Consider the following 21,774-nt stretch of genomic DNA (forward strand, 5'->3'; position numbering starts at 1 on the left):
TCTTACTCGGCCAGGTCCTGGAAGTAGGGCTCGACCTCGCCTTGCAGCTTGACGGTCATGGCGTTGCCCTTGCGGTCGACGGTCTTGCCGACGCTGAGCCGCACCCAGCCCTCGCTGACGCAGTATTCGTCGACATTGGTCTTCTCGACGCCCTTGAAGCGGACGCCGACGCCGCGCTCCAGCGCCTCGGCGTCGTGATAGGGGCTGGCCGGGTTCACGGAGAGCCGGTCGGGCGGAGTGGTCGGGCGCGTGTCGCTCATCGCGCCCGATTAGCCTTCCTTGGCGAGATTGCCTAGTCCGGGAAAACCTTCGCCCAGTCGCGTTTGACGCTGACCAGCTGGATGCCGAACTCCTCTGCCCGGTCGAGGGTCTCGGTCAGCGGGCTGAGTTTGAAGTCGCGGTCGTAGGCGGTCTCGCGCTCGTTGTCGTCGTGATGGACGAGCAAGGCCATGCGTCGACCCGGCCCGTCCAGGGTGTAGCGCAGCATCGCCTGGTCGCCATCGGAGTTGCCGAACGCCAGGATCGGGCGGCGGCCGATGTGCAGGCCGATGTTGGCCGGCTTCACCGCGCGGTCGTCGAAGGTGTCGAGTTTCGCCAGCTTCATTAGGCTGAAATGGCCGCCGGACTCCTGCAGCTCGGTTTTCACGCTGGAGCCGATCACCTGCTCGGGCGGGATGCCGTACACCTGCTCGGCGAAGGCGCGCATGAAATCGACGCCGCCGCCGGAGACGATGAAGGTCTTGAAGCCGTGCTCGCGCAGATAGGCTAGCAGTTCGAGCTGCGGCTGGTAGACGACCTGGGGGTAGGGGCGATCGAGCTTGGGGTGGCGCGCGGCCGTCAGCCACTGGCGCACCTCGTCCTGAAACGCCTCGATGCTCATGCCGGCGTGCACGGCGAAGGCGAACTCGAAGATCCCCTCCTTGCCGAGCTCGTGAATGGCGGCCTGGTCGTGTTCAAGGAAGGCCTTGAACGGCTGGCGCTGGGCGAGCGAGGGGTCGGCCTTGGCCATCGCCGCGGCGCGGTCGAAGGCGAACAGCACCTGGACCTGCAGAGGCTGTTCGCACCAGAGGGTGCCGTCGTTGTCGAAGACCGCGATGCGCTCTGGGGTGGGCACGTAGTCGGGGCCGGCCGCGTCGGTCACGGCGGCGACGAAGTCGATGATGGCGCGGCGGGCCGCTCCGTCGGTCCAGGATGGCAGGGCTTGAGTCACGGCGTCCTCCGTTCGAACGCCAGCTTCGCGTGCCCGTCGCGGGCGGCCTATCGGGGTTTCCCCGCAACGCGGCGTCAGGGAGGCCCCGTCAACGCCCCCTTAAGCTGCGCGCCGACAGGATGGCCGGGCCCTCGCGCGACGGGGGTCTTGCGACCTGGGAGGTCGGCATGTCGGTGACCCGGACGTCCAGCGTGCGACGGTCCCACGACCATTTCGAGCCCGATGGCTCGCTCGACCCGCAGGCCCAGAAGCGCCTGCGCGGGCACATCGAGCAGATCGACTACACGGCCTACGCCTCCAATCGCGAGGTGATCGGCCAGATGCTCGGCCAGGCCGACGCCGCCAAGTTCCAGAAGCTGGCGGTGGCGGCGGCCGTCGCGCGCAGCCAGTGGGTGGCGCAGGCGCTGGCGCTGAGCGAGAATCCGCGCCCGCTGACCGTGCAGGAAACCGAGCGGCTCGGCGCGCTGCGCAGCGCCTACGAGGAACTGACCGAGGCCTATGAGGCCATGCGGCGCATGGTCGAGCGCGGCTACCTGACGTTTCCGGCGACCTAGGACCTACACCACCATCCGGCCTGTGGGTTCGCCGCCGAGGATGGCGGCGACGCCGCGCAGGGCCTGGGCCAGGACCGTCTGCTTGGCGGGGCCGCCCAGCGAGATGCGCAGGCCGGCGCGGGCGCCCGGCGCGGCGGCGAAGGCGTCGGCGGTGACCAGCGACAGGCCGCGGCTCTGGGCGGTATCGCGCAGTCGCTCGCCGGGCCAGTGCTCGGGGGTGTCCAGCCAGATGTGAATGGCTTCAGGCGAGCCCTTGGCGGCGGGCAGGATCTGGCGGGCCAGGGCCTGGCGCTCGACCGCTTCGGCGCGGACGGCGGCCAGCACCTTGTCGGCGGTACCCTCGCGGATCCATGCGGTGACGATGGCCGCGCCGAGCGGGGCGGGCATCAGGGTGGTGGCGCGCAGGGCCTCGGCCAGGCGCTGGGCAGCGCTGGCGTCGGGAGCGGCGACATAGGCGATGCGCAGGCCCGGCGACAGCGCCTTGGCGGTGGTGGCGAGATGCCAGACGTTCTCGGGCGCGAAGGCGGCGATGGCGGGCAGGGGGGCGGCCGGCAGCCGGCCATAGGCGTCGTCCTCGATGATCGGTACGGCGGCCGCGCGGGCGACCTGCGCCACCTCGCGACGGCGGGCCTCGCTCATGGTCACGGCGGTCGGGTTCTGCTGGGTCGGGATGCAGTAGATCGCCCGCGCCGCGGTCTCGGCGCAGAGTTGGGCGAGGGCGGCAGGGTCAAAACCCTGGTCGTCGACCGGGCAAGCGACGAGGCGCAGGCCCAGCAGGGCGGCGACTGATCGGACCCCTGGAAAGGTTAGCGGCTCGACTATGATCGCATCGCCGCGGCGGGCCAGCAGGGCGATGGCCGCCGCGAGCGCCGCCTGGGCGCCGGGGGCGACCACCACGCGGTCGGGGGCGACCTCGCCGAGGCAAGGCGCGAGCCAGGCCGCGCCGGCGGCGCGTTGGGCCAGCGAGCCGCCTGGCGGGTGATAGGCCATCAGCGCTTGCGGATCCGTGCGGTCGAGCACCGCGCCGGCGGTTTCCTTCAGGAGTTTTCCGAGGTTGAGGCCCTTGGGCGGCGGCGGCAGGTTCATCGACAGATCGACGAGGCCGGCCTCGTCCTCGGCCGCCCGGCCGGCGACGAAGGTGCCGCGTCCGACCGCGCCCTCGACCAGCCCGCGGGCGCGGGCGGCGGCATAGGCGCGGGTGACGGTGGTGAAGTCGACGCCGAGCGCGGCGGCCACGGCCCGCTGGGGCGGCAACTGCTCGCCAGCCTGCAGTTCGCCGTCGGCGATCGCCGCCTCGAGCGCGCGCAGGATGGCCAGATAGATCGGGCCGCCGCCGCGTTCGACGCGCCGCAGCCAAAGGGTCGCAGGGCCTGACATGCTTGCTATCTCACGCAGAAATCCATACATTGATATTCAATTGTAGGCATCAATGCAACGATTGTATGTAGGGACCTGGCCATGGCCGACGCCAACCAAACCTATGACCCGCCGCTGCCGATCATTTCGGGGCTGACCTGCCGCTGCCCGCGCTGCGGCAAGGGCAAGCTGTTCAGCGGTTTCCTGAAGATGGCGCCCAGTTGCGAAGCCTGTGGGCTCGACTTTTCGTTCGCCGACCCCGCCGACGGCCCGGCCTTCTTCGTGATGACCGCCATCGGCATGATCGTCATCGCCGTCTTCACCTGGGTGGAGGTGGTCTATCACCCGCCGATCTGGTTCCACATGGTGACGGTGTTCCCGGCCCTGATCATCGGCTGCCTGGGCACGCTGCGGCCTGTGAAGGCCTGGCTGGTGGCCTCGCAGTTCTTCCACAAGGCCGAGGAGGCGCGGTTCTCCAGCCTCGGCGGCCACGGCGAGGGCGGCTTCGGGCTGCGCGGCAAGGCGCGCGACCGCGCGGCGTAATTCGGCGCAGTTCTATCTGTGGTAGGGTGTTGTCGGCGCCACGCCCGCGCATTTTGTGGTGGCAGTACCGTCTGCAGAACAACTGCGACAAGAATGTTAATTGGATGGACTCATTCCGTCCGTCATAAAGGCGCCATCGTTTCGACGCGGCGCCGATGACGGCGACGAGGTCCGCCTGTGGGGACAGGCTAAAAGGGCGCTTCCAGCTTCGGTTGGGAGCGCCCTTTTCTTTGCCTGCTCTCAGAAGATGACGTGCTCGTGACCCCACCAGAGCGGCGAGCGCGCAAGATCGATGAAGCGCTTTTCGTCCTCCAGCAGCAGCGCGCCGGCCGCGCGGGCGGCCTGTGGCTCGGCGCTGGCCATGTCCTCGAAACTGTCCCACCAGAGCTGGGCGACGCCGTCGAAACCCTCGGGCCCGCCGCGGGTTTCGCGTAAGGGAGCTGAGGCCTCCGGCAGCAGACTGTGCAACTGCACGTAGCGCCTGATCCGCAGGGTCTCGCGGACGCTGGCGACCAGCGGGCCGTGGGTGTTCAGCCAGTAGTCCTGGAACTGCTCGCGGGTCAGTTCCGGGCGGCGGACGAGGGCGAAGGTGAGCTTGAGCATGTCAGGCCAGCACCTCGCCGAGGAAGCCGGCCATGGCGGTCCAGGCCCGATGCGCGGTGGCCTCATGATACTCGATGCCCATGTCGGGCATGTTCGCGCCGGGGTTCATGAAGGCGTGCTTGGCGCCGCCGAAGGCGTGGATCTGCCAGTCGGCCTGGGCGGCGGTCAGCTCCTGGCCCAGGGCGACGACGTCGGCTGGCGGGACCATCGGATCGTCCCAGCCGTGATAAGCGGCGATCTTTGTCTGGATCGGCGTAACGGTCGGCAGGCCCGGCGGGGTGAACAGGCCATGGAAGCTGGCCACGCCCTTCAGCGCGGCGCCGGCGCGGGCCAGGTCAAGCACGCAGAGGCCGCCGAAGCAGAAGCCGATCGCGGCCAGCCGGTCGGCGCGCAGCTCGGGCAGGGCGGCGACCACCTCAACGACGTGCAGCAGCCGCTGGCGCAGCTCGGCGCGGTCCTGAACCAGCGGGGTCATCAGCGCCTCGCACTCGGCCGGGGTCGAGCCGCGCTTTCCCTTGCCGTAGAGGTCGACGCAGAAGGCCCCGTAGCCGAGGCCGGCGAGGCGGTGGGCGAAGGCGTCCTGGCCCTCCGAGCGGCCTTCCCAGCCATGGAACACCAATACGCCCGGCAAGGGCCCCTTGGCGCCGTCGGGCAGAACCAGCGCGCCGTCGTGCAGCGCGTCGTCACGGTGGTACTCGATCGTGCGGATGTGACTTTCCATGCCTAGCTCCTCCCGTTTGGCGCGACGCTAGGCGCTGGGCGGCGGGTTTCGCAAGGCGGTCGCCACGTTACCTGGCGGGTAATCGCGCGGCCTTCGCGCCGCCGGCATGGTCGGGGCGTCAACAAGGAGCTGACCCATGACCACCGCCGCCGACATCGCCGAAATCTACATCGCCGCCTGGAACGAGACCGACGTCGCCGCCCGCCAGGCGATGATCGCCGACACCTGGACCGGCGACGCCGTCTACGTCGATCCGCTGGCCGCCGTCGAAGGCCATGCCGGGGTCGATGCGCTGATCGCCGGGGTGCAGGAGCGCTTCCCGGGCTTCCGCTTCGCCCTGATCGGCGAGCCGGACGGCCATGGCGAACACGTCCGCTTCTCCTGGGGCCTGGGACCGGACGGCGTCGCCGACGCGCCGATCAAGGGCACCGACTATGTGCGCGTCGAGGACGGGCGGCTGAAGAGCGTCACGGGCTTCCTCGACCAGGTCCCCGGCTGAGCCGAAGATCGGCGTTTCATCGTCCCAGGCGCGGCGGGCTGGAGCCTGTCGCGCCAGTCTGCATTGGGCCTGAGGCCCCCATCGGGCATCGACCCGATCTGTGCGGCGACTGGCCGCGGCGCCAAAATGTCCCGGCCGGAGCCTGTTCCGGCGACGCTTCCGAACGCTGATGCACAAGGATGCCCAGCTGGGCCCCGGCGCCCCTTCGCCGGTGGCGGTCCATCGACCGAGCGTGATTGCCATAACCCGAAAACGAGAGGGGATAAGATGACTCTCAAGCTTGTTTTGGCGGCCGCCGGCTGCGCCAGTCTGCTCGCGCCAGCCTCGGCGTTGGCCCAGTCGGACTATGATTGGACCGGCTTCTATGTCGGCGGAAACCTCGGCGCGAGCTGGGGCGACACTTCGATCAAGACCAAGATCGAGCGGGGCAACGGCGCTGCGCCGATCGACCCGCGCGACATCGCCGTGCTCAACGCGCCGATCTCCGACGACGACAACGACACGGGTTTCACCGGAGGCATTCAGGGCGGCCTGAACTACCAGACCGGCAGCTGGGTGTTCGGCCTGGAGACCGATGTCGGCTGGATGGACATCGGCCAGACACGCACCAACGCCTATACCCTCCCGTCGGTGCTCAATCCGCCGATCACCGCGGCGGTGAGCCAGGAGGTCAGCACCGACTGGGTCTGGACTCTGCGGCCGCGGATCGGCTGGGCGAGCGGGCCGTACATGATCTATGGCACCGCCGGCCTGGCGGTGTCCAAGGTCGAGGTGAAGGCCAGCTACGTCGACAATCGCGCGCTCGGCAACACCGGCAGCTTCAGCGACAAGGACACCAAGACCGGCTGGGCCGCAGGCCTGGGCGGCGCCTATGCGATCACCGACAACCTGTCGGCGCGCGGCGAGTGGATCTACACCGACTTCGGCGACGTGCGCGCCTCGTGGGTGACGCCGAACGGCTATGCGGCGTTCACCACCGAGGGCGATGCGCGGGCCAACCTGCTGAGGATCGGGCTGGACTACAAGTTCTGACCTCAGGCGGCCGGCTTACGGCCGGCCGCAACTTCCCCGCCGGCGCGGCCGTTCCTCCCTGTAACGACAAGGGAGGCCCGCCATGGCCGACGACAATGTCTATAAGATCCTCGAACTGGCCGGTTCGTCGGCCAAGAGCGTCGATGACGCCATCCAGACGGCGATCACCAAGGCCAGCGCCACAGTCCGCAATATCCGCTGGTTCGAGGTGATCCAGGTGCGCGGCCATGTGGAGAGCGGCAAGGTCGCCCATTACCAGGTGCTGCTGAAGGTCGGCTTTACGCTGGAGTAGCGGCGTCCGGCTCGGTGCCCAGCCATTGATGCAGGACCGAGAGCACCGCCGACCCCGGCTGGTAGCCGCGGTTGACGATGCCGTAGTGGCCTTCTTCGTTTGGGCCGCCGACCAGGGTCGGGAAGCCGGTGACGCCGGCGCGTTGGGCGGTGGCGTAGTCGTTCCAGGTTTCGTGCTTGAGGTCGTCGGTTTCGAAGTCGGCGAGGAACGCCTGGCGATCGACCCCATAGTCGGCGGCCAGATCGGCCAGGACCTCGGCCTGGGTGACGTCCTGCCCCTCGGCGTAGAAGGCGTGGTGCAGGCGGGCCAGGAAGAGCAGCGCCTTTTCGCCGTCCTCGCGCCGGACGCGGACGATGGCGCGGGCGGCCGGATCGGTGTCGTAGAGGAAGCCGGGCCGGTCGAGGATCGCGTCGTCGAACGGCAGGCCGGTGGCCTCGTGGACGTGCTCCCAGTGGATCTTCAGTTCGGTCTTGGCCTGCTCGGTGGTCGGCTTGTCGTTGCCGGGGCGCAGGCCGCCCATGACCAGCTGGATCGGCAGCGCCCGGCCGAAGGTGCGGCGGATCTGGCCGATCACCGGCGAGAAGCCGTAGCACCACGAGCACATCGGGTCGGCGAAGTAGATCAGGCGGGGCGTCTGCATGGCGGCTTCCTCTTGTTGGGCCTATGTAATGCGCAGCGGCCGCCTGGGCGAGCCGGATGGAGACCACGATCCTTGAAGGCCTGACGCCGCGTTCTCTGCGAACCCGCTGTCACCCGCGCCAGGTCGGCGCGGCGATCCCTCCTGCCCAGGCCTCCACATGACCCATATCCGCCCCGCCCGCGCCGACGAGATCGACCGCGTGCGCGAGATCGAACGTATCTCGGCGAGCCGCTTTCTCGGCACCGACCGGGCCGAGTTGGCCGATGACGAGCCGACCGACGCCGAAACGCTGGGCGCGCGGATCGGGGCGGGCGGCCTGCTGGTCGCCGCCGATGCGGAGGCGCCGGTCGCCTTCGTGATGTTCCGGGAGGTCGAGGGCTGCGCCTATGTCGAGCAGATCGACGTGCTGCCCAGCCATGCGCGGCGCGGGATCGGCGCCGACTTGCTGCAAGCGGTGGCGGAGCTGGCGCGGGCGCGCGGTTGGCCGGCGCTGACGCTCTCGACCTTCAAGGACGTGCCGTTCAACGCGCCGTACTACGCCCGGCTGGGCTTTGTGGAGGTCGGCGTGCTGACGCCGGGAATGCTGGAGATCCGCGCCGAGCACGAAGCGCGCGGCCTCGACGAGACCGCGCGCGTGTTCATGCGTCGGGAAGTGTGACCGAGGGGGACCGCCCATCTGGGCCGATGCGGGCGGCCCCCCTCTAGTCTCGGCGCGAGGCGCCGATCTCGTCAGGCCGGGATATTGGCCAGGGCGGCGCGGCTGTCGGCCACCGCCTGGTCGCGCGCCTCCGGGCCGTAACCGATCTTCTCGGCGCGGATGAAGGTCACGTCGGTCAGGCCGACGAAGCCGAGCAACTGGCGCAGGTAGGGCTCCTGGAAGTCCAGCGACTGGGCCGGGCCTTCGCTGTAGAGGCCGCCGCGGCTCTCGACGACGATCACCTTCTTGCCGGTCAGCAGGCCTTCCGGGCCGGCTTCGGAGTAGCGGAAGGTCTCGCCGGCCCGCAGCACGTGGTCGAACCACGAGCGCAGGGTGGTCGGGACACTGAAGTTGTACATCGGCGCGCCGATGACGATGACGTCGGCGGCGCGCAGCTCGCCGATCAGCTTGTCGGAGAGGGCGCGGGCCTCCAGCTCGGCCGGGGTGGTCGGCTGGGCGCGCACGCCGGCGACGGTCGAGGGCAGCAGGTGCGGGATCGGATCGGCGGCCAGGTCGCGGAACACGATCTGGGCCCCCGGGTCGCGGGCGGTCAGTTCGGTGACGGCGTCGGCGACCAGCAGGCGCGAGATCGAGGCCTCGCCGCTGACGCTGCTGTTGAGAACGAGAATATTGGTCAAGGCGCCCTCCAAGGCGTTGAGTGAATTCGACGCCGACAGAGGTGAGGCCTTGATCGGTGCAACAGTAGACCGATATTCCGCACTAGATTGTTGCATGATTGGGAACGCCAGTGATCGACCTCGAAGACATCCAGGCTTTCGCAGAGGTGGCGGAGGCGCAGAGCTTCGGCCGCGCGGGCCAGCGGCTGGGGCTGTCGAAGTCGATGGTCAGCCGGCGGGTGGCGCGGCTGGAGGCCGAGCTGGGCGCCCAACTGCTGAGCCGCACGACGCGCGGCGTCTCGATCACCGAGGCCGGGCTGGAGTTCAAGGAGCGGGCCGACCGGGTGCTGGCCGAACTGGAGGCGGCGCGAGACGACCTGGCGCAGCGCGGCGAGGACATGGTCGGCAGCTTGCGCCTTTCGGCGCCGCTGTCGTTCGGCATGACCCACCTGTCGGCGGTGCTGGCCGAGCTGGCCGTGCGCCATCCCAAGCTGTCGGTCGAGGTCTCCTACAGCGACCGCTATGTCGATCTGATCGGCGAGCGCTACGACGCGGCGGTGCGGATCGGGGTGCTGGAGGATTCCAGCCTGGTGGCGCGCAAGATCGCGCCGATCCGGGCGGCGGCGATCGCCAGTCCGGCGTTCCTGGAGGCGCACGGCGTCCCGACCCGGCCCGAGGATCTCGACAATCTGCCGGCGGTGATGAGCGGTTCGGAGGTGTGGCGCTTCCAGGACGGCAAGCGGACGATCACCGTGCGCCCGGAGGGACGGTTCAAGGCCGACAACGGCCCGGCGATCCTGGCGGCGGCGGCGGCGGGGCTGGGCGTGGCGATGCTGCCGACGTTCCTGGTCGGGCCGTCGATCGACAAGGGCGAGGTGGTCCCGCTGCTGCTCGAGTTCCCGGCCCCGCCGCTGGGGCTCTACGTCGTGCGCCCGCCGCCGGCCGCGCACATGTCGGCCAAGGTGCGGGCGCTGACCGAGCTGATGCTGGAGAAGTTCGGCGGCGAACCCTTCTGGGACGCCTGCTACGCGCGGCGGGTGGCCGCTGGCCTGCCGGCCTAGCCGCCAAAAAAAAATAGGGCGGCTCCCTTAGGAGCCGCCCCAGTCGTCGTTCTCGAGGGGGAAGACCTCTAGAACTTCTTGGTGACGCCGAGCTTGTAGTAACGGCCGAGCGGGTTGGCCGTGAACGGGTCGTAGCTGAGGTCAAGACGGGCGAACGACGGGTCTTGGTCGAACACGTTGATCACCGAGGCGGTCAGCGTCGTGTCCCAGGGCAGGAGCACGCGGTAGGCCAGGTCGTTGGTGATGAAGGCGTCGATCTTCATGCCGTTCTGGTTGGTGGCGAAGGTCGAGGAGCCAGCGCGGGTGTCGACCATGTCGTCGACGTAGCGGATGGTCCAACGGACGTTGTGGTCGCCGCGGGTGTATTCGGCGAACGCGCTGCCCTTCCACTGCGGCTGCGAGCCGTAGCCGAGGTAGTCCATCTTGCCGACGTAGTCGGTTTCCTTGGCGGTCGTGATGCCTTCGATCTTGGTCTCGGCGACCTTGAACTCGAGCACGTAGGTCAGTTCGGCGCCGAAGTTCATGTCGCCGCCGAAGACGTCACGGGCCGTGTAGTTGGCCGAGAAGTCGATGCCCGAGGTTTTGATGTCCGGGCCGTTCACATAGTACTGCTTCACGCGGTTGATGGTCGCCGCCGAGCAGGCGCCGGTGAACGAGATGCGGTTCTGCAGCGCGGCGTAGGCCGGGTTGCCGCAGTTGTTCGCGCCGGCAGCGCCGTTCGGGAAGATCGCGTTGACGATCTGGGCGCCGCTTTCGTTGTTGATCGGGCCTTCGAAGTCGAAGTTCCAGTAGTCGATCGAGGCGCGGAAGTCGCCGAAGTCGAACAGGGCGCCGAAGTTCAGCGTCTGCGCCTTTTCCGGCTCCAGGTCGGGGTTGCCCCACAGGTCATAGGCGCGATAGCCGCCGGCCGCCGTCGTGTAGGACAGGTTGGTGACCGAGGTGTTGGCGATCTGGGTCTGCGGCGGGGCGCGGAAGGTCGAGCCGGCCGAGGCGCGGAACGCCAGCCAGTCGGTCGCTTGCCACTTCAGAGCCACCTTCGGGTTGGTGGTGGCGCCGATGTTGCCGCCGTAGTCCTCGTAGCGGACCGCCAGGGTGCCGGTCAGGCTGTCGGTGAACGGCATCTGCGCTTCGATGAAGGCCGCGCCGACCGAGTAGTCGAGGTCGTAGTCGGCCGTGGCGCCGAAGAAGCTGAACGGACCGTTCTGAGCCACGCAGGTCGCGCCCGGGTTCACCGACGAGTCGGGGCAGGGGCTGACGTCGATGTTGGTGTCGTTGTTGTTCTGACGCTCAACGCCGCTCCAGCGGTATTGCGCACCGGCGGCCCAGGCCAGCGGGCCCGCGCCGAAGTCGACCGCACCCACTTCGCCGTTGAACACCAGGTCGGCGGTGAACATCTGCGAGCGCATCTTGTAGCCGTACTCGCCGAAGATGTAGTCGAGCACTTCGCGGCTGTTGGCCGTGGAGGCGACGTAGTTCGGGTTGGTGCGGCCGTCGATCACGTTGCCGGCGACGCCGGTCGAGAACGGGTTGAACCACAGGCAGCCATTGGCCCCCGCGGTCGTGCCCTGGCAGTTGTCACCGCCGAAGCCGCTCAGGGCGCGCTGCAGCTTGCCGACCAGGATGTCCGGGGTGGCGATCTCGGCGTTGGAGTCCATGTAGGTGACAGCGGCGTCCCAGCCGATGCCGCCGAACGCGTCGAACTCGCCCTTCAGGCCGGCCGACACGCGGTAGGTGTCGAAGTAGCGCTTGTCGTGCTTCGACTGGCCGCCGAACAGGGCGTTGCCGCCGACGCCGATCGGGCGCCAGGCGATCGAGGTGAAGACGCCTTGCGAGGCCGCCGCGGCCTGGGCCGGGGTCAGCTGGCCGAGCAGGGCCTGCAGGCCGGGGTTCGAGCCCGGGATGTAGAAGCCGTTGCTGCGCTCGTTGACGCCGGTGATCGCCGAGCTCGGATAGTTGTTCGGCGGATACGACGGCGAGGAGTGCTCTTGCTGCACGTCGTGGGCCGCGTACAGCACTTCAGCGTGGAACTTGGTCTTTTCGGTGAGGTCGAAGTTGATCTCGCCGTAGAGCTGCCAGTGATCTTCGTCTTCGATCAGGTTGTTGAAGCCGATGAACTGGAATTGGCAGCCGCTGGCGCTCAGCGGGCCGGAGATGGCGTTACAGCCCGGATCGACCAGGGTGCCCACGCCCGGGCCAAAGGTGCCGCCGGCGTTGCGGGTCTGATAGATGCCCGGGTTGCCGAAGGCCGACCAGCCGCCTTGCGGGTTGTCGGTCAGCGAGCGCATCGCGAAGTCGCGCTCGGTCACCGGCAGTTCGGTGCGCTTGCGGTAGCCGGCGGTCAGCAGGATGTCGGCGCGCTCGCCCTGCCAGCCATAGGCCGCGCTCAGGGTGTAGTCGCCGTCGGTGCCGTCGATGTACGAGTAGTTGCCCGAGACTTCGAGGCCGTTGAGGTTCTTACGGGTGATGAAGTTCACCACGCCGGCGACGGCGTCCGAGCCGTAGGTGGCGGCGGCGCCGTCCTTCAGCACTTCCACGCGGCCGATCGCGGCCGTCGGGAGCAGGTTGGTGTCGACATAGATCGCGCCGGGCGAGGTCGCCATGCGGCGGCCATTCATCAGCACCAGGGTGCGCTGGGCGCCGAGGCCGCGCAGGTTGACGTTGCCCGAGCCCGTCGATTGGGCGGCGGCGTATTGGTTGGCTTCACCGAGGACGCCCGAGACCGCCGGGATCGACTTCAGCAGGTCGACCGTGCTCGGCGAACCCTGCTTCTGCATTTCATCCTGGCCGATCACGTTGACCGGCAGGGCGGCGTTTTCGGGCGAACCGGCGATGAAGGAGCCGGTGACCACGATCTCTTCAACCGCCGTTTCGTCTTGGGCGTTGGCCGGAGCCGCAAGACCCAGCACCGCGAGGAGCGCCAGGGAGGAGGCTCCTGCAAGGTACTTAGAATGCAACATACGTTTCCCCTAATATAACTGCGTTACGCGTCAAATGTCGTCTGAACGTGGCGCAGGAAAGAGCGGCGGGGACCGCCCAAAGCAAGTCTCAAATCCGTCATGGTGAGAATAACGCCGGTATCCGCGGGGGTTTCGGGGCGAATAGATCAAAAAGCGCGCATCAATTTCTAATGTAAACGCAAAATCGTACCGAGGATTCGAATTTTGTGCCAATTTTCCTATAAAAATCAGACGTCAAATTTTCCCAGAACGTCGATTTGTGCGTGGCGCCCAGAAATGTCGCTTCGGCGCCACACAGGGGAGGGATTCTGATTCGAGCGATCGGTATGTCTGCAATCCGGCCAGGAAAACGACGTTCGTCCGCCTTTCGGACGGCCGGTCAGTCGGCGTTAGGCCGGAGAATTTGAGAGTTCGGTAGGTTTCTTCAGCAGGTCGAGAATCGACGACAGGTAGGCTTCGGCGTTGGCGCGCGCGGCGGGCACGCCGCTGACGCCGCTGGCCTCCAATTGGTCGAAGCCGCCGCCGATCGCGAACAGGATGCGGAACGCTTCCTTCTCGATCAGCGGGGTGGGCAGGATCTCGATGTCGCTGGTCCGCAGCTGGGCGACAACTTCCTTCAGCGAGCGCGGGCGCAGGGCGGCCGGCACGCGGGTCAGCAGGCAGCGGTGGGGCAGCGGACGTCCGGCGCGGCGGCCGAACTGGGTGACCATCTCGGCCGCCTTGATCGCCTGGATCGCTTCGAGCTGGGAGGCCGCGAGCGGCGTCACCACCAGGTCGAGGCGCATGGTCGTGAACGCCATCGCGCCGCGGATCGAGCCTTCGGTGTCGAGGATCAGCCAGTCGGGCTGCTTGCGCTGGGCCTCGCGCAGGGCGTCGCGCATGTCCTCCATGGTCGGGGCGGGGTGGATGCTCACCTTATCTGGGCGGCCGGGCAGCGAGGCCCAGTGCACCAGCGGTTTGTTGGGATCGGAGTCGATCATCGCCACGCGCTGCCCGCGTTCGACGAGACCAAGGGCGAGAAGAAGCGCCGCGGTGGTTTTCCCCGCGCCGCCCTTCGGGTTGACAAAGGCGACTGTCGGCAAGCCGGTCTCTCTTTGAGGGCGCCCCCCGGCGGGACCTAGGCGTAAACCATAGCGGTCCGGAGCCGGACTATCGAGCAGGTATACGGCGCTACTTTGTCCTAGGGGAGGAAATGCTCCCCCGGCGGGGAGCGGTCAGCCGCATGGCTGACCGAGGGGGACGTTGACGCTCTAGCTTGAGAGCGGTCCCCCTCCGTCTCGACGCGTCATGTCGATCCACCTTCCGCAAGAGGGGAGGTCTAGCGGTGTCCTAGCTGGTCGGGGCCTCCACCGGAGGCGGGGCTTCCGGCGTGGCGGCGGCTTCGAGGCCAGCGGTGGGATCGAAGGCGGCGCCCATCAGCTTGGCGTTCTTTTCCAGGCGCTCGGCCGTCGGGGCGCAGCGCACGGGCAGCGACCAGCTCATCCATTCCTGGGCGAGGCGGGCCTTGGTCAGGTTCGGCGCGCCGGCCCAGACCGCCTGGCCCTTCTTGATCGCCGCCGCGCCGATCGGCCCGAGCGGCCGGATGCTGGCCTTCTCGGCCGTCTCGATGGCGCGTTCAAACGACTTCAGATCCTTGCGGCTCTGCTTCTGCATGTCGGCGTAGACCTTGAGGTCCTCGGCCAGCGAGCGGCCCGGCGGGCGATAGGTGGTCTCGATGCGGGTGACCTCGGGCATCACCTGGTCGTGCAGCTCAAGGTATCCGCTCAGCGCCCCGTGGCACCAGGACACCAGCCCGTAGTCGTCGTGCGGCGCACCGACCGGCCAGGGAAGCTCTTCGGCGCCGGCCGGGGTCGCGGGCGTGGCGGCGGCCGGTTCGGCGGCCTGATCGACGGCCATAAGGGCGAGAGCGATGAGTAGCGCTGGCATGGAACCTCGTTGAAGACTGGATCAGGCGACGGCCCCGAAACCCCCGCCCCCGGGGGTTTCGATCTCGATGATATCGTTAGGCTCGACTGTAAGCGAAAAACAGCCCGGCAGTTCCTTTACCGCGCCGTCGGCGGCGATCAACCGCTGGGCGCCGGGCAGGGCGGCCCCGCCGCCGGCGATCCCCTGGGGCGCGTGTTGGCGGCGGGTGGAGAGCAGGGCGGCCTCCATGGGCGCCAGGAAGCGGATGCGGCGGAACGCGCCGTCGCCGCCTGGCCGGGCGCCCGGTCCGGCCGAGCCGTGGCGGATCGCGAAGCTCTCGACCCGGACCGGGAAGCGACGTTCGAGGATTTCCGGATCGGTCAGGCGCGAATTGGTCATGTGGGTGTGGACGGCGCTGGTCCCGGCCTGCTGGGCGGTGGCGCCGGCTCCGCCGCAGATGGTCTCGTAATACTGGCGGGCCTCGTCGCCGAAGGTGAAGTTGTTCATCGAGCCCTGGGCGTTGGCCATCACCCCCAGCGCCGCATAGAGCGCGTCGACCACGTGCTGGCTGGTTTCGACATTGCCGGCGACGACGGCGGCCGGGAAGCGCGGGGCCAGCATCGAACCCTCGCGGGTCAGGATCTTCAGCGGCTCCAGGCAACCGGCGTTGAGCGGAATGTCGTCGTCCACCAGGCTGCGGAACACATAGAGCGCGGCGGCGTCGACGATCGCCGAGGGGGCGTTGAAGTTCGAGCCCAGCTGGGCGGCGGACTCGCGGAAATCGAGCACCGCCTCGCCGGCGGCTGCATCGACCGTGGTGCGCACGACGATCTCGCCGCCGCCGTCCATCGGCGCCCGGGCCTGCCCGTCCTGCAGCTTGCCGATCGCCCGGCGGACCGAGGCGGCGGCGTTGGCCTGGACGAAGCCCATATAGGCCGCGACGGCCTCGCCGCCGAAGGTCGCGATCATGCCGCTGACCGCCGCGGCGCCCGCCTGGCAGGCGGCGATCTGGGCCTTGAGGTCGGCGATGTTGCGGTCCGGGGCCCGCGACGGGTAGCGCCCGGCGGTCAGGGCTTGCCGCACCGCATCCTCTAGAAACATGCCGCCGGTCATGATCGGCAGGGCGTCGAGCAGCACGCCTTCCTCCTCCAGCGTATGGGAGAAGGGCGGCATCGAGCCGGGCTGGATGCCGCCGACATCGGCGTGGTGGCCGCGCGCGGCGACGTAGAAGGCGGGGCGGCCTGCGTCACCCACGAACACCGGCATGACGACGGTGATGTCGGGCAGATGCGTGCCGCCGGCATAGGGGTTGTTGAGCGCGAAGGCGTCGCCTGACTTGAGGTCGGCGTGGCGGTCGCGCACGGCCCGCACGCTCGCGCCCATCGAGCCTAGGTGCACCGGCATGTGCGGGGCGTTGGCGACCAGGCCGCCGTCGACATCGAACAGCGCGCAGGAGAAGTCGAGCCGCTCCTTGATGTTCACCGAGTGGGCCGTGCGCTCCAGCGCCGCGCCCATCGCCTCGGCCACGCCCATGAAGCGCTTGTTGAAGAGTTCGAGGGTGACCGGATCGGGCTTGTCGAGCGCCAGGGCCGCGGCTTTGCGGCGGCCGGCCTGCTCCAGGCGGACCATGCCGTCGGGGCCGGGCGCGGCGGTCCAGCCGGGGGACAGCGCGATCTGGGTGTCGCGGCGGACGATGAGGGCCGGGCCCTCGGCGGCGGTCAGATCCTCGGCGGCGATGATCGGCGCGTCGTGCCAGGCGCGGTGGAAGAACATGCGGGTCAGGTTTCCTCTCCCCCCGTCTTGCGGGGGGAGAGGGTAGGGTGAGGGGGGACTCTCGGCCGCGCCGTCGATTGGGAGAGGTTGCGTGGCGTCGCCCGGCGACGCGCCCCTCACCCCACCCTTTCCCCATGAATGGGGCGAGGGAGTTTCGGCGCCGCTCACCGCTTCGGCCTCCACCGAGGCGATGACGATCGGCAGATTCGCCTCGACGAAGCCGAACATCCGCTTGTGGGCGGTCTCGAAGCCGGCGCGGACATCGGCCAGCGGCCCGAGAGGGACGGGCAACTCGGCGTCGGCGCCGTCGTAGCGCAGGCGCAGGATGCGGCGGACCTCGCTCGCCCGTGCGCCCTGATCGGCGAGCGCGGCGCGGGCGGCGGTCTCGGCTTCGCCCGCAGCGGCTTGGGCGCGTTGCAGCCCCGCAGCGTCGAGCCGCGCGCCGAGGCCGACCTGGCGCAGGCTGGCGAGCTGCGCCTGGCCGATGCCCCAGGCCGAGAGCACGCTGCCGTAGCGCGGGCAGATCACCTGCGAGGGGCCCAGCGCTTCGGCGACCTCGCAGGCCACTTGGCCGGCGGCGCCGCCGAAGGCGGTCAGGACGTGGTCGCGCGGATCGAAGCCGCGCTCGGTGGAGATCCGGTCGGTGGCCCGCGCCATCTGCTCGACGGCGATGGCGACGAAGCCTTCGGCGGCGGCCTCCACAGTGTCGGCGCCCATGGCGTCGGCGAGCGTCTGCAACGCGGCGCGGGCGGCGGCGACGTCCAGCGGAGCGTCGGCGTTCGGCCCGAAGATCGCCGGGAAGAAGCGCGGATCGAGCCGGCCGAGCACCAGATTGGCGTCGGTCACGGTGGCCGGGCCGCCACGGCCGTAGGCGGCGGGGCCAGGGTCGGCGCCGGCGCTCTGCGGTCCGACCCGGGCGCGCAGGCCGTCGAAGGCCAGGATCGAGCCGCCGCCGGCCGCGACGGTCTCGACGTCGAGCATCGGGCTGCGCAGCTTGACCCCGGCGACGCGAGCGCTGTCGCGGCGCTCCAGCAGGCCGGCGTAGCGGCAGACGTCGGTGGAGGTGCCGCCCATGTCGAAGCCCAGCGCCTGTTCGGCGCCGGCGATCTGGGCGGTGCGCGCGACCCCGACCACGCCGCCGGCCGGGCCTGAGACCACCGCGTCGCGGCCGCGGAACGCCTGGGCGTGCACCAGGCCGCCGGCCGAGGTCATGAAGTAGAGCGGCGCGCCCTCGACCGCGCTCGCCACTCTCTCGACATAGGCCTGCAGGATCGGGGTCAGGTAGGCGTCGGCGACGGTGGTATCGGCCCGCGGCACGAACCGGGGCAGGGGCGAGACCTCATGGCTGAGTGCGACGAAGGGGAAGCCGGCCTCGCGGGCGAGCTCTCCGGCGCGGCGCTCGTGCGCCGGGTTGAGGTCGGCGTGCAGAAAGGCGATCGCCGCCGAGGTGAAGTCCTCCGCGCGGGCTTGGCGCAGGGCGGCCATCAGCGCGGCCTCGTCGAGCGGACGCACCACCGTGCCGTCGGCGGCCAGCCGCTCGGCGGCCTCGATCACGCCGGAATAGATCGGCTCGGGCCGCTCGATGTTCAGGGCGAACAGATCGGGCCGGGCTTGGTCGCCGATCACCAGGGCGTCGGCGAAGCCCTCAGTGACGACCAGCAGCGTCTTGGCCCCGGCCCGCTCCAGCAGGGCGTTGGTGGCCACCGTAGTGCCCATCTTGATCGCCCGCACGCGCGCGGCGGGGAAGGGATCGCCGGGCGCGGCGCCCAGCACCCGGCGCATCGCCTCGACGGCGGCGTCGGCATAGGCCGGCGAGGCGGAGAGCAGCTTGAGGGAGACTTCCTGGCCGTCGTCGGCGCGGGCGATCACGTCGGTGAACGTGCCGCCGCGATCGATCCAGAAGCTCCAAAGCCTGTCCAAACTGTAACCTTTCGCGGGGGCGATCTGCATTGTCAGGACCGACTCCGGGCCTTACAGCTTGGATACTCCCATGAGCTTCTGGCGCAACATTGCTGGGCTCGCAGTCAAGAAGCCCGATGCGGGCGACTGCGCCGATTGTCCTGCCACCCGGCCGGGCGAGGATCCCGCCTTTTCCACCGCCGTCACCGCGCTCGGCGCGAAGCTGGCCAAGGCTGACGGCCGGGCCAGCATCGGCGAGTTCGACGCCTTTTCGCAGGTCTTCCAGACGGACGCCGCGTCCGAGCGCAACATCCACCGCCTGTACGATCTGGCTCGCCAGACGACGCGCGGCTTCGAGAGCTATGCGCGCCGCCTGGCCAAGCGCTACGCCGGCTGCCCGACCCTTCTGGAGGACGTGCTCGACGGGCTGTTCCACATCGCCGCCGCCGACGGCGTGGTGACGCAGGACGAGCTCGAATACCTGGAGCAGGTCTCGGACCTGTTCGGCTTCTCGCCGCTGGTGTTCCGCCGGCTGAAGGCGGTGCACCTGGGGATCGGCGCCGACGACCCCTATGGCGTGCTCGACGTGGCGCACGATGCGTCCGACGCCGAGGTTCGCGCCATCTGGAAAGCGGCCCTGTCGGAGGCCCACCCCGACCGGGCCCGCGCGCGGGGACTGCCCAGCGAGTTCATCGAGGTCGCCGAGGCCAAGTCGGCCGCCATCAACGCCGCGTTTGACGAAATCATGCGCGAACGGCGGGCGATGGCGCTCGAAGGGGCGGCATGATGCCGCCACTTTATTGTGTTCTGACCGGTTCTCGTTGACGTCGGGGATCGTCCGACCGAATTATCCGTTTAGCCGTAACAAGCGGCGCCCTTGAGGATGCTCATGGTTCGCGAATTCGCCAGGAAGCACGGGTCCACCCTTCGCGGTTTCGCCGCGGTCGGAGGGGCCTTGGCGACCGCCGCCGCCATCGCGGTTGGGGCGGTGCTCGCCGTCTTCTTTGCCGCTACGGTGGTGGTGATCGCGGTCATGGCTTCGGCGCTGCTGGCGCTCGCGGGGCTGGCCCTGCGCGCCAAGAAGGCCCGCGCGACGCATCGCGACGACGGCGTCATCGAAGCGCGCCACCTGGGCGGCCACCACTGGGTGGCCTATGGCTGGAACGAGCGCCAGGGCCGCTAGGCCAAACTCCATGTACATCCTGAGGCCCTTCCGCCCCGGCGACGACGCCGGGGTGATCGCCGTGCTGGACGACACCTTCGAGTCCACCTGGGGCCCGCAACTGCGTCCCGAGGTGCTGGCCCGGCGCCGGCGCGAGCAGCCGGCCAGGGCCTATGTCGCCGAGAAGGGCGCGGCCTTCGTCCTGGCGGTCGAGGGCGAGCAGGTCCTGGGCATGGTCCATTGGGCGGGCGACTTCGTGCACGCGCTGCACGTCGTCGGCGCGGCCCAGCGGCGCGGGGTCGGCAAGGCGCTGCTGGCCCATGCAGAGCAGGCTATGGCTGCGGCCGGCGAGACCTCGGCGCGGCTGGAAACCGACACCTTCAACACCCGCTCGCGGGCGTTCTACGCCGCGCTCGGCTATCGCGAAGTCGACAGCTATCCCGACCTGGAGTGGGAGAGCGGCCTGACGACCCTGCTGCTCGAGAAGCCGCTGAGTTGACCCTGCGTCGCGGCTTGCCCGACGGCCACGCCGCCTCTAGGCTCCCATTCAAACAATCGTTGGGAGAAACGGCATGATCGGCGTGGTGGCGACCCTCAAGGTCCAGGACGGCAAGCAATCCGAGTTCGAGGCGATCTTCACCGATCTCGCCAAGCAGGTCCGGGCCAATGAGCCGGGCAACATCGCCTACCAGCTGACCAAGAGCCGCACCGACCCGACGGTCTACAAGGTGCTGGAGCTCTACAAGGACGAGGACGCCTTGAAGGCTCACGGCGGCACCGACTACTTCAAGGCCGCCGGCGCCAAGATGGGCCCCTGCATGGGCGGCCGTCCCGAGATCGAATACCTCGACGCCGTGGAGTAGCGGCCATGGATCTCGAATTCTCGAAGGAAGACCTGGCGTTCCGTGACGAGGTTCGGGCCTTTATCGCCGAGGCCTTCGACGACGACATGCGCGCGCACTCTGCGCAGTCGAAGAACGCCCACATCGACAAGGCGGGCCAGGTCCGCTGGCTCAAGCGGCTGAACGACAAGGGCTGGATCGCCCCTGACTGGCCGAAGGAATACGGCGGCACCGGCTGGAGCCACGCCCAGAAGTACATCTTCGACATGGAGATGGCCCTGGCCGGCGCGCCCTCGACCTCGAACATGGGGCTGAAGATGTGCGCCCCGGTGGTGATGGCGTTCGGCACCCCCGAACAGAAGGCCCAGCACCTGCCGAGGATCCTCTCCACCGACGTCTGGTGGTGCCAGGGCTATAGCGAGCCGGGCTCGGGTTCGGACCTCGCCTCGCTGTCCATGAAAGCTGAGAGGGACGGTGACCATTACGTCCTAAACGGTTCAAAAATTTGGACAACTTACGCCCAGTGGGCCGACTGGATGTTCTGCCTGGTGCGGACCTCCAACGAGGCGATTCGCCAGCAGGGCATCTCGTTCCTGCTGCTGGAGATGAACACGCCGGGCATCACCATCGTGCCGCTGCCGACCCTGGACGGTCCGCCCGAGGGCGACCAGGAGATCAACCAGGTGTTCTTCGAGAACGTCCGGGTGCCGATCGCCAACCGCATCGGCGAAGAAGGCCAGGGCTGGACCTACGCGAAGTATCTGCTGCAGTTCGAGCGCGGCAATCCCTACGCCGCGGGTCTGACCAACCAGCTCAACAAGGTGCGCAAGATCGCCAGCCTGGAGCCGTCGGACGGCGGCGGGCGGATGATCGACGACCCTGACTTCCGCAAGAAGCTCAGCGAGATGCAGATCAAGGTGGACGTGCTCAACGCCACCGAACTGCGGATGTTCTCGGCGCGCACGTCCGGCGAGGCGATGGGGGCGGCGTCCTCCATGCTGAAGCTGGAGGGCAGCCAGGCGCAGCAGGCGGTGACCGAACTGGCGCTGGAAGCGGCGGGGGTCTACGCCCAGCCGTTCGTGCGCGACACCTGGGCCGAGATCCGCGGCGAGCGCAACGAACCGCGGGCCGGTCCGGACTACGCGGCGACCATCGCCCCGACCTACTTCAACTACCGCAAGACCTCGATCTATGCGGGGTCTAACGAAATCCAGCACAACATCATGGCCAAGATGGTGTTGGGTCTGTAGCAGACGGCTTCAAAAGGTTGCGGTTTCGGCCGCAACCTTTTGAATATGAACTAAAATTCTGTTGCGTACCGGTGGCGCCGTCGTGCACCGTCTACTGGCGATCCCCCTCCCGGCCTAGCTAGTTTCCCCGATATCGGCGCTCGGAGCCGGGACCTATCGTG

General features: G+C 68.9%; 23 protein-coding genes. 12 read left to right on the forward strand and 11 right to left on the reverse strand.

Features of this window, described 5'->3' with window-relative positions:
* Positions 1-2: 2 nt before the first annotated feature.
* The gene (locus C0481_RS00205; RefSeq protein ID WP_267233637.1) at positions 3-260 is read right to left on the reverse strand and encodes a DUF3297 family protein; all 258 of its coding nucleotides are present in this window, start codon (positions 258-260) and stop codon (positions 3-5) included.
* 32 nt (positions 261-292) lie between these two features.
* Positions 293-1,210 (reverse strand): HAD family hydrolase, encoded by a 918-nt coding sequence (locus tag C0481_RS00210; RefSeq protein WP_293399230.1) that lies wholly within the window; start codon positions 1,208-1,210, stop codon positions 293-295.
* Positions 1,211-1,377: 167 nt separating this feature from the next.
* On the opposite strand from C0481_RS00210, the gene C0481_RS00215 reads away from it, so the two are divergent.
* On the forward strand, positions 1,378-1,764 hold the full coding sequence (locus C0481_RS00215) for a hypothetical protein (RefSeq protein ID WP_293399232.1): 387 nt from the start codon (positions 1,378-1,380) through the stop codon (positions 1,762-1,764).
* 3 nt (positions 1,765-1,767) lie between these two features.
* Here the strand turns inward: C0481_RS00215 and C0481_RS00220 are convergent, their stop codons facing one another.
* A complete protein-coding gene (locus tag C0481_RS00220) occupies positions 1,768-3,141 on the reverse strand; it encodes a PLP-dependent aminotransferase family protein (protein WP_293399234.1) in 1,374 nt (457 codons plus the stop codon).
* A gap of 81 nt (positions 3,142-3,222) precedes the next feature.
* On the opposite strand from C0481_RS00220, the gene C0481_RS00225 reads away from it, so the two are divergent.
* Positions 3,223-3,663, forward strand: coding sequence for a DUF983 domain-containing protein (locus tag C0481_RS00225; protein WP_293399236.1), 441 nt, complete (start codon positions 3,223-3,225; stop codon positions 3,661-3,663).
* Positions 3,664-3,903: 240 nt separating this feature from the next.
* Here the strand turns inward: C0481_RS00225 and C0481_RS00230 are convergent, their stop codons facing one another.
* Both C0481_RS00230 and C0481_RS00235 read right to left on the reverse strand, forming a co-directional pair.
* Entirely contained in the window at positions 3,904-4,266 is a 363-nt protein-coding gene (locus tag C0481_RS00230) for an EthD domain-containing protein (RefSeq protein ID WP_293399240.1), read from the reverse strand.
* A 1-nt stretch (position 4,267) separates the two neighbouring features.
* On the reverse strand, positions 4,268-4,987 hold the full coding sequence (locus C0481_RS00235) for a dienelactone hydrolase family protein (RefSeq protein WP_293399243.1): 720 nt from the start codon (positions 4,985-4,987) through the stop codon (positions 4,268-4,270).
* 136 nt (positions 4,988-5,123) lie between these two features.
* On the opposite strand from C0481_RS00235, the gene C0481_RS00240 reads away from it, so the two are divergent.
* The 3 genes from C0481_RS00240 to C0481_RS00250 all read left to right on the forward strand — a co-directional run bounded on the left by C0481_RS00240 (position 5,124) and on the right by C0481_RS00250 (position 6,810).
* Positions 5,124-5,486 carry a nuclear transport factor 2 family protein gene (locus C0481_RS00240; protein ID WP_293399246.1) on the forward strand — a complete coding sequence of 121 codons (363 nt, stop codon included), beginning with the start codon at positions 5,124-5,126 and terminating at the stop codon, positions 5,484-5,486.
* 267 nt (positions 5,487-5,753) lie between these two features.
* Positions 5,754-6,518, forward strand: coding sequence for an outer membrane protein (locus C0481_RS00245; protein WP_293399249.1), 765 nt, complete (start codon positions 5,754-5,756; stop codon positions 6,516-6,518).
* A gap of 82 nt (positions 6,519-6,600) precedes the next feature.
* Complete coding sequence (locus C0481_RS00250; protein ID WP_293399251.1) at positions 6,601-6,810, forward strand: dodecin; 210 nt, start codon at positions 6,601-6,603, stop codon at positions 6,808-6,810.
* On the opposite strand, the gene C0481_RS00255 is transcribed toward C0481_RS00250, so the two are convergent.
* Positions 6,797-7,450, reverse strand: coding sequence for a DsbA family protein (locus tag C0481_RS00255; RefSeq protein ID WP_293399254.1), 654 nt, complete (start codon positions 7,448-7,450; stop codon positions 6,797-6,799). The two genes, C0481_RS00250 and C0481_RS00255, sit on opposite strands and share 14 nt — an antisense overlap.
* Positions 7,451-7,607: 157 nt before the next feature.
* Here C0481_RS00255 and C0481_RS00260 point away from each other — a divergent pair, with 157 nt between their 5' ends.
* Positions 7,608-8,108 carry a GNAT family N-acetyltransferase gene (locus C0481_RS00260; RefSeq protein WP_293399257.1) on the forward strand — a complete coding sequence of 167 codons (501 nt, stop codon included), beginning with the start codon at positions 7,608-7,610 and terminating at the stop codon, positions 8,106-8,108.
* 71 nt (positions 8,109-8,179) lie between these two features.
* Here the strand turns inward: C0481_RS00260 and C0481_RS00265 are convergent, their stop codons facing one another.
* On the reverse strand, positions 8,180-8,785 hold the full coding sequence (locus tag C0481_RS00265; protein WP_293399259.1) for an FMN-dependent NADH-azoreductase: 606 nt from the start codon (positions 8,783-8,785) through the stop codon (positions 8,180-8,182).
* Between the two features lie 110 nt (positions 8,786-8,895).
* On the opposite strand from C0481_RS00265, the gene C0481_RS00270 reads away from it, so the two are divergent.
* Complete coding sequence (locus C0481_RS00270; protein ID WP_293399262.1) at positions 8,896-9,825, forward strand: LysR family transcriptional regulator; 930 nt, start codon at positions 8,896-8,898, stop codon at positions 9,823-9,825.
* Between the two features lie 68 nt (positions 9,826-9,893).
* Here the strand turns inward: C0481_RS00270 and C0481_RS00275 are convergent, their stop codons facing one another.
* The 4 genes from C0481_RS00275 to C0481_RS00290 form a co-directional block, all read right to left on the reverse strand.
* Positions 9,894-12,782 carry a TonB-dependent receptor gene (locus tag C0481_RS00275; protein WP_293399265.1) on the reverse strand — a complete coding sequence of 963 codons (2,889 nt, stop codon included), beginning with the start codon at positions 12,780-12,782 and terminating at the stop codon, positions 9,894-9,896.
* A gap of 389 nt (positions 12,783-13,171) precedes the next feature.
* Positions 13,172-13,864, reverse strand: coding sequence for a ParA family protein (locus C0481_RS00280; RefSeq protein ID WP_293399268.1), 693 nt, complete (start codon positions 13,862-13,864; stop codon positions 13,172-13,174).
* 247 nt (positions 13,865-14,111) lie between these two features.
* A complete protein-coding gene (locus C0481_RS00285) occupies positions 14,112-14,708 on the reverse strand; it encodes a hypothetical protein (protein ID WP_293399271.1) in 597 nt (198 codons plus the stop codon).
* Positions 14,709-14,729: 21 nt separating this feature from the next.
* The gene (locus tag C0481_RS00290; protein WP_363222977.1) at positions 14,730-18,380 is read right to left on the reverse strand and encodes a hydantoinase B/oxoprolinase family protein; all 3,651 of its coding nucleotides are present in this window, start codon (positions 18,378-18,380) and stop codon (positions 14,730-14,732) included.
* A gap of 70 nt (positions 18,381-18,450) precedes the next feature.
* On the opposite strand from C0481_RS00290, the gene C0481_RS00295 reads away from it, so the two are divergent.
* The 5 genes from C0481_RS00295 to C0481_RS00315 all read left to right on the forward strand — a co-directional run bounded on the left by C0481_RS00295 (position 18,451) and on the right by C0481_RS00315 (position 21,613).
* Complete coding sequence (locus C0481_RS00295) at positions 18,451-19,146, forward strand: DnaJ family molecular chaperone (RefSeq protein WP_293399276.1); 696 nt, start codon at positions 18,451-18,453, stop codon at positions 19,144-19,146.
* Between the two features lie 102 nt (positions 19,147-19,248).
* Positions 19,249-19,542: a hypothetical protein gene (locus tag C0481_RS00300; RefSeq protein WP_293399279.1), complete on the forward strand. Its 294-nt coding sequence runs from the start codon at positions 19,249-19,251 to the stop codon at positions 19,540-19,542.
* Between the two features lie 10 nt (positions 19,543-19,552).
* Positions 19,553-20,020 carry a GNAT family N-acetyltransferase gene (locus C0481_RS00305; RefSeq protein WP_293399281.1) on the forward strand — a complete coding sequence of 156 codons (468 nt, stop codon included), beginning with the start codon at positions 19,553-19,555 and terminating at the stop codon, positions 20,018-20,020.
* A 73-nt stretch (positions 20,021-20,093) separates the two neighbouring features.
* Complete coding sequence (locus tag C0481_RS00310; RefSeq protein WP_293399283.1) at positions 20,094-20,384, forward strand: putative quinol monooxygenase; 291 nt, start codon at positions 20,094-20,096, stop codon at positions 20,382-20,384.
* 5 nt (positions 20,385-20,389) lie between these two features.
* Positions 20,390-21,613, forward strand: a complete 1,224-nt coding sequence (locus tag C0481_RS00315; protein ID WP_293399285.1) for an acyl-CoA dehydrogenase family protein — start codon at positions 20,390-20,392, stop codon at positions 21,611-21,613.
* The last annotated feature ends 161 nt before the right edge of the window (positions 21,614-21,774 follow it).

Origin of the sequence: Phenylobacterium sp., assembly GCF_013822795.1 — a bacterium.
Taxonomy (GTDB): domain Bacteria; phylum Pseudomonadota; class Alphaproteobacteria; order Caulobacterales; family Caulobacteraceae; genus Phenylobacterium.

Excerpts from the sequence above, each read along its gene's own strand:
- C0481_RS00310 (WP_293399283.1), top strand. The coding sequence starts at position 20,094 with ATGATCGGCGTGGTGGCGACCCTCAAGGTCCAGGACGGCAAGCAATCC.
- C0481_RS00260 (WP_293399257.1), top strand. The coding sequence starts at position 7,608 with ATGACCCATATCCGCCCCGCCCGCGCCGACGAGATCGACCGCGTGCGC.
- C0481_RS00285 (WP_293399271.1), bottom strand. The coding sequence starts at position 14,708 with ATGCCAGCGCTACTCATCGCTCTCGCCCTTATGGCCGTCGATCAGGCC.
- C0481_RS00230 (WP_293399240.1), bottom strand. The coding sequence starts at position 4,266 with ATGCTCAAGCTCACCTTCGCCCTCGTCCGCCGCCCGGAACTGACCCGC.
- C0481_RS00205 (WP_267233637.1), bottom strand. The coding sequence starts at position 260 with ATGAGCGACACGCGCCCGACCACTCCGCCCGACCGGCTCTCCGTGAAC.
- C0481_RS00295 (WP_293399276.1), top strand. The coding sequence starts at position 18,451 with ATGAGCTTCTGGCGCAACATTGCTGGGCTCGCAGTCAAGAAGCCCGAT.
- C0481_RS00240 (WP_293399246.1), top strand. The coding sequence starts at position 5,124 with ATGACCACCGCCGCCGACATCGCCGAAATCTACATCGCCGCCTGGAAC.
- C0481_RS00250 (WP_293399251.1), top strand. The coding sequence starts at position 6,601 with ATGGCCGACGACAATGTCTATAAGATCCTCGAACTGGCCGGTTCGTCG.
- C0481_RS00245 (WP_293399249.1), top strand. The coding sequence starts at position 5,754 with ATGACTCTCAAGCTTGTTTTGGCGGCCGCCGGCTGCGCCAGTCTGCTC.
- C0481_RS00300 (WP_293399279.1), top strand. The coding sequence starts at position 19,249 with ATGGTTCGCGAATTCGCCAGGAAGCACGGGTCCACCCTTCGCGGTTTC.
- C0481_RS00275 (WP_293399265.1), bottom strand. The coding sequence starts at position 12,782 with ATGTTGCATTCTAAGTACCTTGCAGGAGCCTCCTCCCTGGCGCTCCTC.
- C0481_RS00255 (WP_293399254.1), bottom strand. The coding sequence starts at position 7,450 with ATGCAGACGCCCCGCCTGATCTACTTCGCCGACCCGATGTGCTCGTGG.
- C0481_RS00215 (WP_293399232.1), top strand. The coding sequence starts at position 1,378 with ATGTCGGTGACCCGGACGTCCAGCGTGCGACGGTCCCACGACCATTTC.
- C0481_RS00235 (WP_293399243.1), bottom strand. The coding sequence starts at position 4,987 with ATGGAAAGTCACATCCGCACGATCGAGTACCACCGTGACGACGCGCTG.
- C0481_RS00305 (WP_293399281.1), top strand. The coding sequence starts at position 19,553 with ATGTACATCCTGAGGCCCTTCCGCCCCGGCGACGACGCCGGGGTGATC.
- C0481_RS00225 (WP_293399236.1), top strand. The coding sequence starts at position 3,223 with ATGGCCGACGCCAACCAAACCTATGACCCGCCGCTGCCGATCATTTCG.
- C0481_RS00315 (WP_293399285.1), top strand. The coding sequence starts at position 20,390 with ATGGATCTCGAATTCTCGAAGGAAGACCTGGCGTTCCGTGACGAGGTT.
- C0481_RS00220 (WP_293399234.1), bottom strand. The coding sequence starts at position 3,141 with ATGTCAGGCCCTGCGACCCTTTGGCTGCGGCGCGTCGAACGCGGCGGC.